10 protein-coding genes, 1 other RNA gene and 2 pseudogenes are annotated in these 17,347 nt (G+C 73.0%); 7 read left to right on the plus strand and 6 right to left on the minus strand.

Annotated features, from left to right (window positions below):
• The coding region (locus AOQ53_RS17985; RefSeq protein WP_236711718.1) for a hypothetical protein at positions 1 to 1,234 on the minus strand (1,234 nt) is incomplete at its 3' end.
• Positions 1,235 to 1,450: 216 nt separating this feature from the next.
• On the opposite strand from AOQ53_RS17985, the gene AOQ53_RS17990 reads away from it, so the two are divergent.
• From AOQ53_RS17990 to AOQ53_RS18000, 3 genes are read left to right on the plus strand one after another with little or no spacing between them, the layout of a single operon-like run.
• A complete protein-coding gene (locus AOQ53_RS17990) occupies positions 1,451 to 2,305 on the plus strand; it encodes a Nif3-like dinuclear metal center hexameric protein (protein WP_059418514.1) in 855 nt (284 codons plus the stop codon).
• Positions 2,302 to 3,045, plus strand: a complete 744-nt coding sequence (locus AOQ53_RS17995; RefSeq protein WP_078945370.1) for a zinc ribbon domain-containing protein — start codon at positions 2,302 to 2,304, stop codon at positions 3,043 to 3,045. The genes AOQ53_RS17990 and AOQ53_RS17995 overlap by 4 nt, the downstream gene beginning before the upstream one ends.
• Before the next feature lie 19 nt (positions 3,046 to 3,064).
• Positions 3,065 to 4,735: a bifunctional RNase H/acid phosphatase gene (locus AOQ53_RS18000; protein ID WP_059418519.1), complete on the plus strand. Its 1,671-nt coding sequence runs from the start codon at positions 3,065 to 3,067 to the stop codon at positions 4,733 to 4,735.
• On the opposite strand, the pseudogene eda reads toward AOQ53_RS18000, so the two are convergent.
• The 4 genes and pseudogenes from eda to AOQ53_RS18020 form a co-directional block, all read right to left on the minus strand.
• Positions 4,710 to 5,359, minus strand: a pseudogene (gene eda / locus AOQ53_RS18005) (bifunctional 4-hydroxy-2-oxoglutarate aldolase/2-dehydro-3-deoxy-phosphogluconate aldolase). The gene AOQ53_RS18000 and the pseudogene eda sit on opposite strands and share 26 nt — an antisense overlap.
• An 84-nt stretch (positions 5,360 to 5,443) precedes the next feature.
• Positions 5,444 to 6,226: a peroxide stress protein YaaA gene (gene yaaA, locus AOQ53_RS18010; protein ID WP_059418521.1), complete on the minus strand. Its 783-nt coding sequence runs from the start codon at positions 6,224 to 6,226 to the stop codon at positions 5,444 to 5,446.
• A 42-nt stretch (positions 6,227 to 6,268) separates the two neighbouring features.
• Positions 6,269 to 6,847: a hypothetical protein gene (locus tag AOQ53_RS18015; RefSeq protein WP_059418523.1), complete on the minus strand. Its 579-nt coding sequence runs from the start codon at positions 6,845 to 6,847 to the stop codon at positions 6,269 to 6,271.
• Positions 6,844 to 7,599: a MerR family transcriptional regulator gene (locus AOQ53_RS18020; protein WP_059418524.1), complete on the minus strand. Its 756-nt coding sequence runs from the start codon at positions 7,597 to 7,599 to the stop codon at positions 6,844 to 6,846. The genes AOQ53_RS18015 and AOQ53_RS18020 overlap by 4 nt, the downstream gene beginning before the upstream one ends.
• 156 nt (positions 7,600 to 7,755) lie before the next feature.
• Here AOQ53_RS18020 and AOQ53_RS18025 point away from each other — a divergent pair, with 156 nt between their 5' ends.
• The 4 genes and pseudogenes from AOQ53_RS18025 to rnpB all read left to right on the plus strand — a co-directional run bounded on the left by AOQ53_RS18025 (position 7,756) and on the right by rnpB (position 10,515).
• Positions 7,756 to 8,331 carry a Uma2 family endonuclease gene (locus AOQ53_RS18025; RefSeq protein WP_174523314.1) on the plus strand — a complete coding sequence of 192 codons (576 nt, stop codon included), beginning with the start codon at positions 7,756 to 7,758 and terminating at the stop codon, positions 8,329 to 8,331.
• Positions 8,332 to 8,355: 24 nt separating this feature from the next.
• The gene (locus AOQ53_RS18030) at positions 8,356 to 9,195 is read left to right on the plus strand and encodes a helix-turn-helix domain-containing protein (protein ID WP_236711719.1); all 840 of its coding nucleotides are present in this window, start codon (positions 8,356 to 8,358) and stop codon (positions 9,193 to 9,195) included.
• An 82-nt stretch (positions 9,196 to 9,277) separates the two neighbouring features.
• Positions 9,278 to 9,994 (plus strand): annotated as a pseudogene (locus AOQ53_RS48105) (DMT family transporter); the annotation flags it as partial.
• 115 nt (positions 9,995 to 10,109) lie between these two features.
• An RNA gene (rnpB, locus tag AOQ53_RS18045) (RNase P RNA component class A) lies at positions 10,110 to 10,515 on the plus strand.
• Between the two features lie 222 nt (positions 10,516 to 10,737).
• Here rnpB and AOQ53_RS18050 read toward each other — a convergent pair.
• Entirely contained in the window at positions 10,738 to 17,346 is a 6,609-nt protein-coding gene (locus AOQ53_RS18050; RefSeq protein WP_059418531.1) for a non-ribosomal peptide synthetase, read from the minus strand.
• Position 17,347 lies beyond the last annotated feature (1 nt).

A 17,347-nucleotide genomic window follows, 5' to 3' on the forward strand; every position in this document is an offset into this window, starting at 1 on the left:
GGGCCGGGGGTGGGGCGGGATCGGCCGGCGGGGCAGGCTGCGCCGGCTGTGGGAGGTCCCCGGAGTGTTCCGGAGCCTGGGGGTGTCCTGTTGCCGTGGGCGCCTGTTCCGGAGGGTGTCCCGTCGCCGTGGTCACGCCGGCGGCTCGCGCGTCGGGCCTCTGCCCCGGCCCCGGATACGACGGCACGGCGCCGGGCTCCTGCGCTGCGGGCGCGGGCGGGCTCACCTGAGCCACGCCGCACGGCACGGCCTCCGTCGCGTACGGCAGACGCAGCACCCCCTCCGGCGTCCACAGGCCGGTGCCCGCCAGCCACCCCTCGGGCGCCGGGAGATGGTGCACCCGCCGCTCGGCCGGCCGCCACACGCCGACCCACCTGCCGCGCGGCCCGTCGACGCGCAGCGCCACCGCGCACCTCTCCGGCGTCAGCATCTGCCCCGGCTGGATCGCGAACGGCGTGACGGTGCAGTCCCGCAGCCGCAGGCACTCCGGGAAACGCACCGGCAGTGTGCTGCCCAGGACACCCCAGCCCAGCCGGCCCTGCCCCGGCGAGGGCGCGTCCGAGCGGATGAGCAGCAGCCCGCTGTCGTGGTCGGCGAGCAGCAGCCGGTCGTCGCTGTCGGCGGCGATCTGGAGCAGCGGTGACACCTCCCCGCCGCGCTCCAGGTCCACCACGACGGCCTTGGTGCGCCCGCCGGCCTCCCGGTCCAGGGCCAGCAGCCGAGCCGTACGGTCCAGCCAGACCCCGCCCGAGCAGCGGCCGGGCAGCTCGGCCAGCCGCTCGGGCCCGAAGGCGCCGCCCGCCACCAGCCACACCGTCGTCGCACGCGGGCCGACGGCCAGGGCGTACGCCCGCTCGCCGCCGGGGGCGGGCGGCAGCAGCCGCAGCCGGGCCGTGCCGTCCGGGCACTCGACCACGCCCAGGGGCAGCTCGCCGGTGCCGGGCCCGGTCGGGTACAGCAGCGAGAAGGCGTGCCGCCCGGCCACCAGACGGTGGATGAGGACCCGCCCGTCGCCCATCGGCTGCACCTCGGTGCCGGGTTCCTCCGGCTGGTTGCGGGGCAGGGGCACGGCGTACGGCTCGGGGCCGTCCAGGGTCCAGCGCTCCGGGAACCAGGAGTCGCCGGCCGACGCGAGGCGTGCGGCGTAGGCGCCGTCGTCGGTGAGTGTGCATCCTGCCGGCGCGGCCTCGTCGTCCTCGTGACCCGCCGAAGGCTCGATCGCACACGCTGTCATCGTTCGGTCACCTCCAGTGACGAACGTAGTTTTCATGCGTGCGGGCGCGGAATCCGCTGGGTCCCGACTTCACACATAAGGGTGTTCCAGGAACGATTCGCCTGAGAATGTGGGGCTTGTGTGCTGGACGGGGCGACAGTCGGTCCGACGGGCGGCGGACGGCGGCGGTGGCGGTGGCGGTTCAACGCCACAGATCAGCCGGGTAGCCTTGCACTCGTGCCCCGTCTGTCTGAAGTCATCGCCGCGCTGGAGAACCTGTGGCCCGCCGAGCGGGCCGAGTCCTGGGACGCGGTCGGCACCGTCGTGGGCGACCCGGACCAGGAGGTCACGCGCGTCCTGTTCGCGGTCGACCCGGTCCAGGAGATCGTCGACGAGGCGGTGAAGCTGGGTGCCGACCTGCTCGTCACCCACCACCCGCTCTATCTGCGCGGCACGACGACGGTCGCGGCGACGCACTTCAAGGGCCGTGTCGTCCACACCCTGATCAAGAACGACATCGCGCTGCACGTCGCCCACACCAACGCCGACACCGCCGACCCCGGCGTCTCCGACGCCCTCGCGGGCGCCCTGGACCTGCGGGTCACCGGGCCGCTCGTGCCGGACGCCGACGACCCCGAGGGCCGCCGGGGACTGGGCCGCGTCTGCGCCCTCGACCACCCGCTGACCGTCCGCGAGTTCGCCGCCCGTGCCGCCGAGCGGCTGCCCGCCACCGCGCAGGGCATCCGGGTCGCCGGCGACCCCGAGGCGGTGCTGCGCACCGTCGCCGTCAGCGGCGGGTCCGGCGACAGCCTCTTCGACCAGGTACGCGCGGCGGGCGTCGACGCCTTCCTCACGGCGGACCTGCGCCACCACCCCGTCTCCGAGGCCCGCGCCCACAGCCGCCTCGCGCTGCTCGACGCGGCGCACTGGGCCACCGAGTGGCCCTGGTGCGAGCTGGCCGCGAGCCAGCTCGACGAGATCTCCGACCGCCACGGATGGGACCTGCGCGTCCACGTCTCGAAGACGGTCACCGACCCCTGGACCGCCCACGCGGCCTCTGCCACTTCTGACCCACTGGGAGCCCCGAACTGAACGCCGCGCCCGCCGACCAGATCCGACTCCTCGACGTCCAGGACCTCGACGTCCGCCTCCAGCAGCTCGCCCACCGGCGGCGGTCGCTGCCCGAGCACGCCGAGATCGAGTCGCTCACCAAGGACCAGACCCAGCTGCGCGACCTGCTCGTGGCCGCGCAGACCGAGGAGAGCGACACCACCCGCGAACAGACCAAGGCCGAGCAGGACGTGGACCAGGTGCGCCAGCGTTCCGCCCGCGACCAGCAGCGCCTGGACTCCGGCGCCGTCACCTCCCCCAAGGACCTGGAGAACCTCCAGCGCGAGATCGCCTCGCTCGCCAAGCGGCAGGGTGATCTGGAGGACGTCGTGCTGGAGGTCATGGAGCGCCGGGAGTCCGCGCAGCAGCGGGTCGCCGAGCTGACCGAGCGGGTCGGCTCCGTCCAGTCGAAGATCGACGACGCGACCGCACGCCGCGACGCCGCTTTCGAGGAGATCGACGCCGAGGTCGCCACGGTCACCAAGGAGCGCGAGGTCATCGCCGGTTCCATCCCCGCCGACCTGCTCAAGCTCTACGAGAAGCTGCGCGAGCAGCAGGGCGGCATCGGCGCGGCGAAGCTGTACGCGCGCAGCTGCCAGGGCTGCCGGCAGGAGCTCGCCATCACGGAGATCAGCGAGATCCGCAAGGCGGCGCCCGACACGGTGATCCGCTGCGAGAACTGCCGCCGGATCCTGGTGCGCACGTCCGAGTCCGGTCTCTAGGTCGCTGGGAGCCGTTCCGGTGCGGGAGTTCATCGTCGAGGCCGACGGCGGGTCGCGGGGCAACCCGGGACCCGCGGGCTACGGGGCCGTGGTGAGCGACGCGGCGACGGGCGAGACACTGCGGGAGGCCGCCGAGTACATCGGCGCCGCCACGAACAACGTCGCCGAGTACCGCGGCCTCCTCGCCGGCCTGCGCGCCGCTCACGAACTGGACCCGGGCGCGACGGTCCACGTCCGGATGGACTCCAAGCTCGTCGTCGAGCAGATGTCGGGCCGCTGGAAGATCAAGCACCCCGGCATGAGGCCACTGGCTGCGGACGCGGCCCGGATCTTCCCGCCCGGGCGCGTGACGTACGAGTGGATTCCACGAGAGCGGAACAAGCACGCGGACCGGCTGGCCAACGAGGCGATGGACGCCGGGGCCAGGGGAGAGCAGTGGTCGGCTTCGACTTCGACGGCGGAGCTGGACACCAGAGCCGGAGCCGGGGCCGTCGACCCGCGGGGTGACGCCGCGGCGGGCGCCGCGAGGGCACGCGAAGCCCTGGCGGCGGGCCGCGCCGCCTCCGCCACGTCGGCCGGCCCGGATCCCGAAGCCGGGCCTTCTCCCGTTCCGCCTTCCGCCCCCGGAGCGACGGAGCAACGGGGCGGCGACGGCGCGTCGGCCGGGGCCGGCGCCGGCTCGGCGACGGCGGACGACGATGTTCGTGCCGCCGGGGTGGACGCGGAGGTTCGTGTCGCCGGGGCGGACGCTGATGTACGCGCGGCGGGGGCGGATGCCGACGTCCGTGCTGCGAAGGCCGCCGCCGGCCCGGGTGGGGTTCCCGCTGGTGTCGGTGCTGCCGTCGGTTCGGTGGAGGCGGATGACGTTGTTCGTGTCGCCGGGGCGGGTGCTGACGCTCCCGCGGCCGAGGCGGACTCCGATGCCCGTGCCCCCAAGGCGGACGCCGACCATGGCGCGGCCGAGGCAGACGCTGACGCTCCCACGGCCACGGACACGGCCAAGGCGGACGCCGACGCCCGTGCCGCCAAGGCCGTTGCCACCCCCGGCTGGGCTCCCGCAGACATGGGCGCCCCCGCCACCTTCGTGCTGTTGCGGCACGGGGAGACGCCGTTGACGCCGCAGAAGCGGTTCTCCGGCAGTGGCGGCACCGACCCCTCCCTCTCCGGCATCGGCCGGGACCAGGCCGAGCGAGCCGCCGCCCTGCTCGCCCGGCGGGGCACGATCCAGGCGATCGTGTCGTCGCCCCTCGCCCGCACCCGGGAAACCGCCGGTATCATCGCCGCCCGGCTCGGCCTCGACGTGAGCGTCGAGGACGGGCTGCGCGAGACGGACTTCGGCGCCTGGGAGGGCCTCACCTTCGCCGAGGTGCGTGAGCGCCACCCCGACGACCTGAATGCCTGGCTGGCCTCCCCGGACGCCGAACCCACCGGCGGCGGCGAGAGCTTCGCGGCGACCGCCACCCGGATCGCCGCCACCCGCGACAAGCTGATCGCGGCGTACACGGGACGCACCGTCCTGCTCGTCACGCACGTGACCCCGATCAAGACGCTCGTCCGGCTCGCCCTCGGCGCCCCGCCGGAGTCCCTGTTCCGCATGGAACTGTCGGCCGCGTCCCTGTCGGTCGTCGCGTACTACGCGGACGGCAACGCCAGCCTCCGGCTTCTCAACGACACGTCACACCTGCGCTGAGCGCCGCCGCCTCGCGGGCCAGCGTCTCGGCCCGGCCCCAGTCGCGGGCCGTGACCACGTCCTGCGGCAGCATCCAACTCCCGCCGACGCAGGCGACATTGGGCAGGGCCAGATAGTCCGGAGCGGAGGCCGGACCGATGCCGCCCGTGGGGCAGAACCGGGCCTGGGGGAGCGGCCCGGACAGCGACTTCAGGTACGCCGTACCGCCCGCGGCCTCGGCCGGGAAGAACTTCATCTCCCGCACCCCGCGCTCCAGCAGCGCCACGACCTCGGACGTGGTCGACACCCCGGCAGGAACGGCACGCCGGAGCCCCGCATCGCCTCCAGCAGCACGTCCGTCCAGCCGGGACTGACCAGGAAGCGGGCGCCCGCTGCCACCGCCTCCGTGACCTGCGCGGGGCTGATCACCGTCCCGGCACCCACCACCGCCTCCGGCACCTGCCCGGCGATCTCCCGGATCGCCTCCACAGCCGCCGGCGTCCGCAGCGTCACCTCGATCGCGGGCAGCCCACCAGCGACCAGCGCCCGCGCCAGCGGTACGGCGTCACCGGCATCCTCGACGACGACGACAGGGACGACGGGCGCGAGGTCCAGCACGGAGGCGGCGGGCAGGGGAGGGGCCATGGCCGTATCCTGCCGCCGACTCGACAGCATGCGCAAAGCTCATTGCGCATGCTGCAATGCTTCAATTCAATGCTGCGATGATGCTCAGTGGACCTCGGTCACCAGCACATCCAGCGACCACGCCTGCCCTGCCTTCACAGGGGCCTCCGCCTCCACGACGTACCCGAGATCCCGCAGCGCCTCCACCAGCTCGGCCGGACCCTTCGGGGCGGCCCCGGCGGTCAGCAGGCTGCGCACGATCCGTCCCTTCGTCGCCTTGTTGAAGTGGCTGACGACCTTCCGGGTCGGCGCGTGCAGCACCCGCACGGACGCCGTCCGCCCGGCGACCTCACCCTTCGGTTTCCACGCGGCGGCGTACGCGGCGGACCGCAGATCCAGCACCAGCCCGTCCCCGGCCGCCTCGGGAAGCACCGACGCCATCGGCGTACGCCAGTGCGCGCCCAGTGCACCGAGACCCGGCAGCTTCACACCCATCGAGCACCGGTAGGACGGGATCCGGTCCGTCACCCGGACCGCTCCCCACAGCCCGGAGAAGACCAGCAGCGACCGCGCGGCACGCCGCTTGGCGGAGGCGTCCAGGGACGCCAGGCCGAGGGCGTCGTACAGCACCCCGGTGTAGATCTCCCCGGCCGGGCGGGCCCCCGCCGTGCGCAGCTCCGCGTTCTTCGCGACCTCGCCCCGCAGCCCCTCGCTCAGCCCGAGCACCTCGCGCGCCTTGTCCTCGTCGCCGGCGCACAACTCGACCAGCTCGGTGAGGACGGCCTCCCGGGCGGCGGTCAGCCCCGGCAGCGACAGCGCCTGAGGCTTCAGCGGGGCACCGCGGCCGGAGGAGGCCTTGCCTTCGGACGGCGGCAGCAGGACAAGCACGCGTACTCCTTCGATCGAACTCCGGGACAGCGTACGGGGAGCTCAGACGCGGGCCTGGCCGAGGGCCCGGACGAGCCCGTCGGCGTCGTCGGCGTGGAAGCGGACCACCCGTACCTCCCTCCGACGCCCGAAGGACGTGACGTGCGTGACCGGCTCCGTCAGTTCGAGCGTGACGGTGGTCTGAGACCCCACCTCGACATCGAGTTCACCGTCGGCCCGCTCGTGTGTCATCCGCAGCTCGCGCCGCACCGAGGCGATCCGCTCCAGCGGCACGCGCAGGTCGACTTGGACGTACCGGCGGATCCGCAGCGAGCCGGCGTCCGGATCCAGCACGTGCGGGCGTACGACGGACGAGGCGTGCAGCGCGACGACGATGACGATGCCGTACACGTCCAGGAAGAGAAGCAGGGCGTGCGCGGTCGGCCAGTCGCGCAGCAGCACGGACATCGCGACGGTCTCGACGAGACACACGAACCCCAACCCCAGCATCATCGCGCCCTGCCCGCCCGCGTACCCGAAAGCCCGCCCACTCCTGGTCCCGTGCGTGCGCCGCGCCACCCACAGCACGAGACTCACGAGCAGCCGCGCCTCGTGGTGGACGATCAGACGCGCGATCCTCATCGCCGCTCCTCGGCGAGGATGTGCAGCGTCCGGCGGATCGCCTCCGCCTGGGCCGGGGCCAGGTCCTCGTAGAAGGCGCGCAGGACACCGCCGTCGTGGTCGAGGTCCCCGATCTCCGGGAACAGCCCCGGCGGAATGCAGTCGGCCAGGGCCCGGGCGGCCTCGGCGACGCGCGGATCGTCCGGCTCGGCGTCGGCGAGCGCGTCGAGCCGGGCGTACGCCTCGTCGGCCCGCGCCACGGCTTCGGGCGGGCCGAGCACCTCACCCAGCGACGACACGAGCTGCTGCCGGGCCTCCTCAGGCATGGCCGTCTCCAGGAAGGCGATGATCTCGCGGTCCTTGGCGGCCATGGGCGAGCCCGACAGATGCGCGGTCCCGGCGAACAACGCGGCCAGCTCGGGCGACACCGGCCCTTCGGCGGGCAGCCCGCCCTCCGCCTCCAGCAACGCCCGCAACCGCCCCCGCCGCTCCCGGATGGCCTCCTCCTGCCGCGCCAGATCCTCGTCCAGCTCGGTCAGCACCTCGACGAGGTCCTTCCCCGCGTCATCCGCCAGCACATCCCGCACCTCGGCGAGCCCCAGCCCCAACTCGGTCAGCCGCCGGATCCGCGCCAGCACGACAGCGTGCCGCAGCCCGTACTCCCGATACCCGTTCGCCCGCCGCTCCGGCTCGGGCAACAGCCCCACATGGTGGTAATGGCGCACGGCCCGCGTGGTGACACCGACGACGTCGGCGAGTTCTCCGATTCGCATGGGACCAGTAGAGACGTTGACGTTGCGGCAAGGTCAAGGACGGCTTCTGACGGCGGCCGTGATCGTGTGCCACGATCGAGGGAACGGTTCCCGATCTCACGGACGGGTGGTTCGGCGATGTCCCGGTCTGGCGAGCGACCGAAGGAGGGGCGTGACATGACTGCCATGGCCCATGAGCCGCTCACGCAGGAAGAGGTCCTGCTGGAGGGCTTTCTCGCCCTGGACACCCCGGAGGGTTTCCGGGCCGAGCTGATCGAGGAGGAGATCGTTGTGACGCCGCCGCCGGACGGGGATCACGAGAAGCACATCAGCCGGATCGTGAGGCAAGTGATCAAGCAGTCCCGGACCGACATGGACTTCTCCGGGAACAAGGGGCTGAAAATGCGGAGCGCAGACGCCTGCCCCAAGAACCACTTGGTACCGGACGTCACCTTCGGCCCTATCGAGCTCGACCTGTTCGGCGGGGTCGGCTCCTGGATGTCTGAAGGCGTTGCCATGGTTCTTGAGGTGACGTCGACCAAGCCGAAGGCCGATCGCGAGGTCAAGCGCCGTTGCTATGCCCGCGAAGGCATCCCTCTCTACCTGCTCGTCGACCGGGACACCGCTCAGGTCACGTTGTTCAGCGAACCCGAGCAGGACGACTACCGCGAGCATTGTGCTCGCCCCTTCGGCAAGCCGATCACTCTCCCCGAGCCATTCGTTTTCGAACTGGACACGACAGACCTTCTCTGATCCCCTGTGAACCGGGGGGACGAGGTGAGCACACGGGGGCGGATACGGGAACAGGCCCGCTGGGCCAGGGCGCGGCTGGGGCGGTCCGGGCCGCCCCTCGACCTGCTCACCGCCCACTTCGATCAGCATGTCTACGCTCCGCACGCCCACCACGAGTTCACCATCGGTGTCACGGTCGGCGGCTCGGAGGTCATCGCGTACCGGGGCGGGCTGATCCACTCCTACCCGGGCTCGATCGTCGTGCTGGAGCCGGGCGAGATGCACACCGGCGGTCCTGCCGCCCGCGAGGGCTATGCCTACCAGGCCCTGTACGCCGAGCCGTCCCTCCTCACCGACGGCACGCTCGGCGGCCCCCCGCACTTCCGCGACCCCGTCCTGCACGACCCCGAACTGGCCACCGCCCTCCGCGCCGCCCACACCGACATCAGCGCCTGCCCCGACCCGCTGGAGGCCGAGTCCAGGGTGCCCTGGCTGCTCACGGCCCTGGCCCGCCGGCACTCCACGGCCCGGGCGAGCGAGGACACCGTGCCCGGCGCCGGCCACATCGCCCGGGCCGTACGCGACCGCCTCGCGGACGAGCTGCTGGAACCCCCCTCCCTGGCCGACCTCGCCACCGACCTGGGCCTGTCCCGCTACCAGCTGCTGCGCGCCTTCCGTACGACGATGGGCGTGCCGCCCTACGCCTGGCTCGCCCAGCACCGCGTGGCCAGAGCCCGCGGCCTCCTGGAAACCGGCCTGCGCCCCGCCGAGGTCGCGGGCCTCGTCGGCTTCGCCGACCAGGCGCACCTCACCCGCTGGTTCCGCCGGGTGCTGGGCGTGACCCCGGCGGCGTACCGCAACAGCGTTCAAGACGCGGCGGGGTGAGGCGGCCGAGACTCGCCGTATGACTGCACGCGGCTGGTTCCTGTTCTCCCTGATGGGAGTGGTCTGGGGCGTCCCCTACCTGATGATCAAAGTGGCGGTGGACACCCTGTCTCCGTCCATGGTGGTGTTCACGCGCTGCGCGCTGGGCGCCGCGCTCCTGCTCCCCTTCGCCCTGCGCCAGGGCGGCCTGACCCGCACGGTCCGCAACCACTGGCGCCCCCTCCTGGCCTTCGCGTGCATCGAGATCATCGGCCCCTGGTGGACGCTGACGGACGCCGAACGCCACCTGTCCAGCTCCACGGCGGGCCTGCTGATCGCGGGCGTCCCCATCGCCGGCGTGGTCTTCGCCCGTTTCTTCGGCGACACGGAGCGGCTCGGCGTACGCCGCGTGACCGGCCTCGCGCTGGGCCTGGGCGGCGTGGCGGTCCTCACGATCCCGCACCTCACCGGCGGCGACGCCCGCTCCCTCGGCGAGGTCCTGCTGACGGTCCTCGGCTACGCGATCGCCCCCCTGATAGCCGCCCGGCGCCTGAAGGAGGTCCCGTCCCTCCAGCTCACCGCGTTCTGCCTGACCCTGGCCGCACTCGTCTACTCCCCGGCGGCCGCGCTCACCTGGCCGTCCTCGGTGCCCGCCCCCGAGGTCCTGGCCGCCCTGGCCGGACTGGGAGTGCTGTGCACGGCGATCGCCTTCGTCGCCTTCCTGGAACTGATCAAGGAGGCGGGCCCGACCCGGGCGACAGTGATCACGTACGTCAACCCGGCGGTTGCGGTGGCGGCAGGGGCACTGTTCCTCGACGAGCGCCTGACCCCCGGCATCATCGCGGCCTTCACCCTGATCCTCGCGGGTTCGGTCCTGGCGACCGCCGCCGGTCCGCGGCCCCGCTCACGCCCGGTACCATGGTCGACACGGCAGACGAGCCGGGCGGACGGCCGCGTGGAGTCCCCCTGACGGGGAGCTCCCCGAGGAACGTCCGGGCTCCACAGGGCAGGGTGGTGGCTAACGGCCACCCGGGGTGACCCGCGGGACAGTGCCACAGAAAGCAAACCGCCGAGGGCTCCGGCCCTCGGTAAGGGTGAAACGGTGGTGTAAGAGACCACCAGTGCCTGGGGTGACTCAGGCAGCTAGGTAAACCCCACCCGGAGCAAGGTCAAGAGGAGACACTTCGGTGTCTCTGCGCGGACGTTCGAGGGCTGCCCGCCCGAGTCCGCGGGTAGACCGCACGAGGCCGGTGGCAACGCCGGTCCTAGATGGATGGCCGTCGCCCGGGGCTCCGCGAGGAACCCCGGGAACAGAACCCGGCGTACAGCCCGACTCGTCTGCCGCTACCTGCGGCTTCGCCTTGGTGAGGGCCTCTGGGCTGCGCCGGAGGCCCTTTCCGGTCTTTCTAGGCTTGCCGCGTCAGGCGGCGGAAGGTCCCTCGGAAGTCCCTCGGACAGCGCCGAAAGTCTCTGAAAGTCCCTGGAGCCGGGGCGGCATGCCGGCGGGGCGCAGACCGCCGACCGTGGTGACGGCGAGGGCCTCCTCCCGGCCCGCCGCGCCCGTCAGAGCGTCGTGCGGCGCCGTGCCCGGCGCACCACCGGCACCTCCGGTTCCTCGGGCGTCCCCTGCGTGCCCCGGCTCTCGGCCAGCGCCGCGAGGGCGGCGACAGTGGGGTGGGCGAAGAAGTCCTGCATGGTCAGGGGCATCCCCAGGGCCGTGCGGAGTTTCGACACCGCCTGGGTGGCCAGCAGTGAATGGCCGCCCAGGGTGAAGAAGTTGTCGTGCACGCCGATGCGGTCGGTGCCGAGCAGCTTCTGCCACACCGCCGCGATGGTGTGCTGCGTGGGTGAGGTCGGGGGCTCGTACCTGTCCTCGGCGGACAGTTCGGTGGCGAGTGCCGCGAGGCGGGCCGCGTCCACCTTGCCGTTGGGCGAGGCGGGGAAGGCGGCCACGGTGCAGAAGCGGGCGGGAATCATGTGGTCGGGCAGCCAGCGGGCGGCGTGCTCGCGCAGGTCCCGGGCGGTCGGCTCGGCGTGTGCCGCGGGCACGACGTAGGCGGCGAGTTGCCTGCCGCGGCTGGGGTGGTCCTCGGCGAGCACCTTGACCTGGGCCACGTCCGGGTGTCCGGCCAGGGCTTGTTCGACCTCGCCGAGTTCGACGCGGAAGCCGCGGACCTTGACCTGGTCGTCGGCGCGGCCGCGGTACTCCAGGTGGCCTTCCGCGTTCCAGACCACGATGTCGCCGGTGCGGTACATCCGTTCGCCGGGTGCGCCGAACGGACAGGCGACGAAGCGCTCCGCGGTCAGGGCGGGTCGGCCCGCGTAGCCGCGGGCGAGTGCCGCGCCCGCGAGGTACAGCTCGCCGGGGACACCCGGCGGCACCGGGCGCAGGCGGTCGTCCAGGACGTAGCAGCGTGTGTTGTCCACGGGACGGCCGATGGGGGGAGCGTAGGGCCACGTGGCGCGCTCGGCGGGCAGCGCGTGGCTGGTCGTGACGTGGGTCTCGGCCGGGCCGTAGTGGTTGAGCAGCCGGCAGTGCGGCCGGTCGGCGAAGAAGCGGCGCATGCGGTCGCCGAGCACCAACGCCTCGCCCGCCTGGGCGACTTGGCACAGCGCGGCCAGGTGCAGGCCTTCCTCGTCGGCGATCTGGGCCAGGGTCTCGATGACGACGTTGGGGGCGTACAGGGTGGTGATCCGTTCACGGTCGAGCCAGCGTACGAACCCGGCGAAGTCCTCGCGGACGTCCAGGTCGGGGACGACGAGTTCGTCGCCGTCGAGAAGGGTGGCGAGAATCTCCTGGGTGCTGACGTCGAAGCTGGGTGTGGTGAACTGCGCGGTGCGGCCAGGGGCGTGGCCGTCCCCTGTATCGGCCTGCCAGGTCAGCAGGTTGATCAGGGTTCGGGCGGGCATCAGTACGCCCTTGGGGCGGCCGGTGGACCCCGAGGTGTAGACGAGGTAGGCCGGGTGGAGGGGGTGGGTGGGGCGCACTCGCTCCGCGTCGCGCAGGTCGTCGGTCGGCTGCTGGGCGAGGGCGGCGGTGTGGTCCGCGGTGTCGAGGTGGATCGTCCGGGCCGGTGACTGGTCGTGGAGGGTTGCGTCGACGGCGGTGGTGGTGAGTGTCAGGGCGGGGGACGCGTCACGGAGCATGTAGGCGATGCGGTCCGCGGGCTGGTGTGGGTCCAGGGGGAGATAGGCGGCGCCCGCCTTGACCACCGCGAGCAGGGCGATCACCTGCTCCGGCGAGCGGGGCAGCAGGAGCGCGACGATGTCCTCCGCACCCACTCCGCGGGCCACGAGCAGACGGGACAGGCGGTTGGCCCGCTCGTTCAGCTCCCGGTAGGTCAGCGTCAGTTCGCCATGGCTCAGGGCTGGGGCGCCGGGGGTGCGGGCCGCTTGGTGTTCGAAGAGGGCGGCGAGCGAGGTCCGCGGCAGGGTGCGGTCGGTGTCGTTGCGTTCGCTCAGCAGGAGGTGGCGCTGCGCGGCGTCGAGGAGATCCACGTCGGCGGGGCGCCGGTCGGGGTCGGCGGCCAGGGCCGTCAGCATCCGGGTCAGGCCGGTCACGAGCCATTCGGCCGTGCCGCGCTCGAACAGGTCGAGCCGGTAGGTGACATAGCCGCTCAGGCCCGCGGGCTCGCCACGCCCGTCGCGCTGCTCGGTGACGTTGAACAGCAGGTCGAACATGGAGTGCCGCAGCTCGAAGGGGAAGTCACGGACCTGGAGTCCGGGCAGGTCGAGTTCGCCGCCCGCGTTGTTCTGGAAGGCGAGCATCACCTGGAACAGCGGGTGGCGGCCGACCGAGCGGGCCGGGTTCAGCGACTCCACCAACCGGTCGAAGGGCAGGTCCTGGTGCGCGTAGGCGGCCAGGCTGTGGGAACGGATACGGCCGAGGAGTTCGGCGAAGGTGGGGTCGCCGGAGGTATCGGCGCGCAGCACGAGGGTGTTGACGAAGAAGCCGACGAGGTCGTCGAGGGCTTCGTCGGTGCGGCCGGCGAGGGGCGTGCCCAGCGGGATGTCGGTGCCCGCCCCGGCCCGGGTGAGCAGCGCGGCGAGCGCCGTCTGCACGACCATGAACGTACTGGTGCCGGTGCGCTGCGCGAGGTCGGTCAGACGCCGGTGCAGGGCGGCCGGTACGGCGAAGGGGACGGCGCCACCGCGGTACCCGGTGTCGGGCCTGCGCGGTCGGCCGGTGGGCAGGTTCAGTTCGTCGGGCAGTCCGGCCAGTGCTTCTGTCCAGTACGTGGTCTGGCGTGCGAGCACGCTGTCGGGGTCGTCGGGCGCGCCGAGCAGCCTGCGCTGCCACAGGGTGTAGTCGGCGTACTGGACGGGCAGCGGCTCCCACTGCGGCGCCCGGCCCGCGCGGCGTGCGGCGTAGGCGGCTGACAGGTCCCGCCACAGCGGCCCGATGGACCAGCCGTCGCAGGCGATGTGGTGCACCACGAGGAGCAGGACGTGGGTGTCGGGCCCGGCGGTGAACAGGTGGGCGCGCAGCGGCGGGTCCACCGTGACGTCGAATCCCTCCGCCGCCGCGGCGGCGACCGGCTCGCTCAGATCGCCCGGTCCCTGCGCGGTGGCCGTGTCGTGCAACCGCAGGCGGGGGCATGCCTGTTCGGGGGTCAGCAGGTACTGGTGGGGTTCGCCGTCGGTCGCGGGGAACACCGTGCGCAGGCTCTCGTGGCGGCTCACCAGGTCGCCGAGCGCCGCTTCGAGCCCGGCGACATCGAGCGGGCCGGTGAGGGTGAGCGCCCACGGCATGTTGTAGACGGCGCGCTGGTCCTCGAACCGGTTGAGGAACCACAGGCGGCGCTGCGCGTACGACAGCGGTACGGCCTCGGGGCGCGGTGCGCGTTCCAGGGCCGGGCGGCTCGCTCCCCGTACGCCCAGGCGGGTGGCGAGTTCGGCGACGGTGGGGGTCTCGAACACGGCGCGCAGCGGGAGTTCGACACCGCATTCGCCGCGGATGCGGGTGATCAGGCGGGTCGCGAGCAGCGAGTGGCCGCCGTGGGCGAAGAAGCTCGCCTCGACATCCTCCCAGGGGTGTCCGAGGACCTCGGCGAACAGTCCGCACAGCAGGTGTTCGGCCTCGGTACGCGGGCCGCGTCCGGCGTCGCGCGCGCCGTGGTCGGGGGCGGGCAGCGCCTTGCGGTCGAGTTTGCCGTTGGGGCTGAGCGGCAGGGCGTCCAGCGGGACGAAGACCGCGGGCACCATGAACGACGGCAGCGACCGGGCGAGCCGGGTGCGCAGCGCGGTGATGTCGAGCGGGGTGCCGTCGGCGGGGGTGACGTAGGCGGCGAGGTACTTGCCGCCGGGCCGGTCCTCGCGCACGGTCACGGCCGCGTGGGCGACGGCGGGCTGTTCGGTGAGGGCCGCCTCCACCTCGCCGGGCTCCACCCGGAATCCCCTGATCTTCACCTGCTCGTCGGAGCGGCCGAACATCTGGAGAGTGCCGTCGGGCTGCCACTGGGCGAGGTCGCCGGTGCGGTACATGCGCTCGCCCGGGGCGCCGAAGGGGCAGGCGACGAAGCGTTCCGCGGTGAGCCGGGGATGGTGGGCGTAGCCGCGGGCGAGGCAGGCGCCGGCCAGGTACAGCTCGCCGGTGACGCCCACGGGCACCGGGCGCAGGCGGGTGTCGAGGACGTAGGCGCGGGTGTTGGCGATGGGGGCGCCGAGCGGGGCGGACGCGGGCCAGCCGGTGCTGTCCTCGGGGAGCGTGTACATGGTCACGCCGTGGGTCTCGGCGGGCCCGTACACGTTGTGCAGGCGGCGTCCGGAGCCGGGCCGGTGTCCGGCGCGAGTGCGTTCGCCCAGGGTGAGGGCCTCGCCGCCCTGGATGACGTCGGTGAGTGTGTCGAGCGGGATGTCCTGTTCGCGGGCGGCCTCGTAGAGGGCCTCGATGACGGCGGTGGGCGCGAACAGTTCGTTGACGCGGTGGCGTGCGATCCAGCGGGCGAGCTGTTCGGCGCTGCGGCGCACCTCGTCGGGCGGGATCACGAGCGTCTTGCCGTGCAGCAGCGTCGCGAGGATCTCCTCGACGGAGAAGTCGAAGCCGACGGAGCAGAACTGGGCGACGCGGGTGCCGGGGCCGCCGGCGGGGAAGGCGGCGCGGTGGGCGGCGAGCATGTTGCGCAGGCCGCGGTGCGGCATGACGACACCCTTGGGCCGGCCGGTGGAGCCGGAGGTGTAGATCAGATAGGCGGGGTGGTCGTCGCACAGGGGCGGCCCGTGCCACTCGCGTTCGTCCAGCGGCCCGGTGGGCTGCGCGGCGAGCTGGGCGGCCGTCCGGGGAGCGTCGAGGACCAGCGCCTCGACGCCCGCGGGCAGCCCGTCGAGGCGGGACCGGTAGGTCACCGCAAGCGTGGGGCGGGCCTGGCCGAGCATGTAGGCGACGCGGTCGTCGGGGTAGTCGGGCTCGACGGGCAGGTAGGCGGCGCCGGTCTTGAGGGCGGCGACCATGGCGACGACGAGGTCCGGGCAGCGGGGCAGGGTGAGGGCCACGACCTGCTCGGGGCCGGAGCCGCGGGCGGCCAGCAGCCGGGCCAGCCGGTCCGAGCGCTCGTCGAGTTCCCGGTAGGTCAGGGCGGTGTCCTCGTGCAGCAGCGCGGTGGCGTCGGGGGTGCGGGCGGCCTGCCGCGTGAAGAGGTCCACCACTGTCTGCTCGGGCAGCGGGCGCTCGGTGGCGTTCCACGTCTCGACGACCAGGTCGCGTTCGGTGCCGGACAGCAGAGCGCAGTCGGCGACGCGGGTGTGCGGTGCCTGGACGGCGGTGGCCAGCACCGTGAGGTAGTGCTCGGCCAGGCGTCGCACCCGGGCCTCGTCGAAGAGGTCGGTGGCGTACACGAAGCGGCACCGGTAGCCGCCCGAAGTAAGTTTCTCGGCGTGCAGCTCCAGGTCGAAGCGGGTGCTCTGCTCGGCGATGTCGACGATCCGTGCGGTCAGCTCGCCGACGTGCCAGGTCTCCTGTGTCTCCAGGTAGTTGCACAGGATCTGGAAGAGCGGGTTGAGGGCCGGGTCGCGGCCGGGCGCGACCTCCTGCACGACCCGGGCGAACGGGGCCTCCTGGTGGGCCTGGGCATGCAGGATCACCTCGCGGGCGCGCACCAGCAGTTCGGCGAAGGTCGGCTCGCCCGACAGGTCGGTGCGCAGCGCGACGGTGTTCACGAAGAACCCGACGGTCTGTTCCAGTTCCGGGCGGGTGCGGGCCGCGACGGGGGTGCCGACGACGATGTCCTCGCCGCCGGTGTAGCGGTGCAGCAGGGCGGTCAGCGCCGTCAGCAGCACCGTGAAGGGGGTGACGTGCTCGCGGCGGCCCGTCTCGTCGATGGCGCGGGCCACGTCGGGCGGCACGTCGACGGTGACTCCGGCGCCGCGGAAGCTGGGCGCGGTGGGCCGGGGTCGGTCGGCGGGCAGCTCGACGGCGGCCGGGTCGCCGCTCAACTGCTTCATCCAGTACGTCACGTGCTCGTCGACGCGGGCGGTGGCGGCGGGGCCGCGCTCCCACACCGCGTAGTCCGCGTACTGCACGGGCACCTCGGGCAGCCGGCTCTCGCGGCCCGCCACGGCGTCCCCGTACAGCTGCCACAGCTCGCGGAAGAAGATGTCCTCCGACCAGCCGTCGGTGACGCTGTGGTGGAAGTTGGCGAAGAGGTGGTGGCGGGTCGGCGACGAGCGCAGCACGCGGAACCGTACGAGGGGCTGCGCGGACAGCAGGGAGAAGGGGATGCGGCTGTGCGCGGCGAGGCGGCGGTGTGCCTCGGCCTCCCGCTCGTTCTCGGGCAGCCGGGTCAGGTCGTCGCAGGGGATGTCGAGGGTAAGGGTGCGGGCGATGTCCTGGAAGAGGTCCTCGCCCTCCTTGACGTAGCGGGTGCGCAGCACCTCGTGCCGGTCCACGAGGCGGGTGAGGCAGACGCGCAGCACGTCGAGGCGGAGCGGGCCGTCGAGACGGAGGGCGAACACCACGTTGTAGGCGGCGTTCTCGCCGTGCAACTGGTCGAGGAACCACAGGCGTTCCTGTGCGCTGGAGGCGGGCAGCGGCCCGGTCCTCGCCACGGCGGGCACGCGGGCCGCGGCGGTCGTGGCCGTCTCGGCCGCAGGGGCGCCGCCCGCGCCGCCGCGCAGCTTGTCCAGCAGTGCGGCGCGCAGCGCGGCGGTGGAGGGCTCGGTCTCGTGCGCTGTCATG

The sequence above is a fragment of the Streptomyces azureus genome (assembly GCF_001270025.1).
In the GTDB taxonomy this organism is placed as follows: domain Bacteria; phylum Actinomycetota; class Actinomycetes; order Streptomycetales; family Streptomycetaceae; genus Streptomyces; species Streptomyces azureus.

What these genes read in the sequence shown, in the direction of transcription:
- AOQ53_RS18015 (WP_059418523.1), bottom strand. Translation starts at nt 6,847, where the DNA reads ATGAGGATCGCGCGTCTGATCGTCCACCACGAGGCGCGGCTGCTCGTG.
- AOQ53_RS18020 (WP_059418524.1), bottom strand. Translation starts at nt 7,599, where the DNA reads ATGCGAATCGGAGAACTCGCCGACGTCGTCGGTGTCACCACGCGGGCC.
- AOQ53_RS18025 (WP_174523314.1), top strand. Translation starts at nt 7,756, where the DNA reads ATGACTGCCATGGCCCATGAGCCGCTCACGCAGGAAGAGGTCCTGCTG.
- AOQ53_RS18050 (WP_059418531.1), bottom strand. Translation starts at nt 17,346, where the DNA reads ATGACAGCGCACGAGACCGAGCCCTCCACCGCCGCGCTGCGCGCCGCA.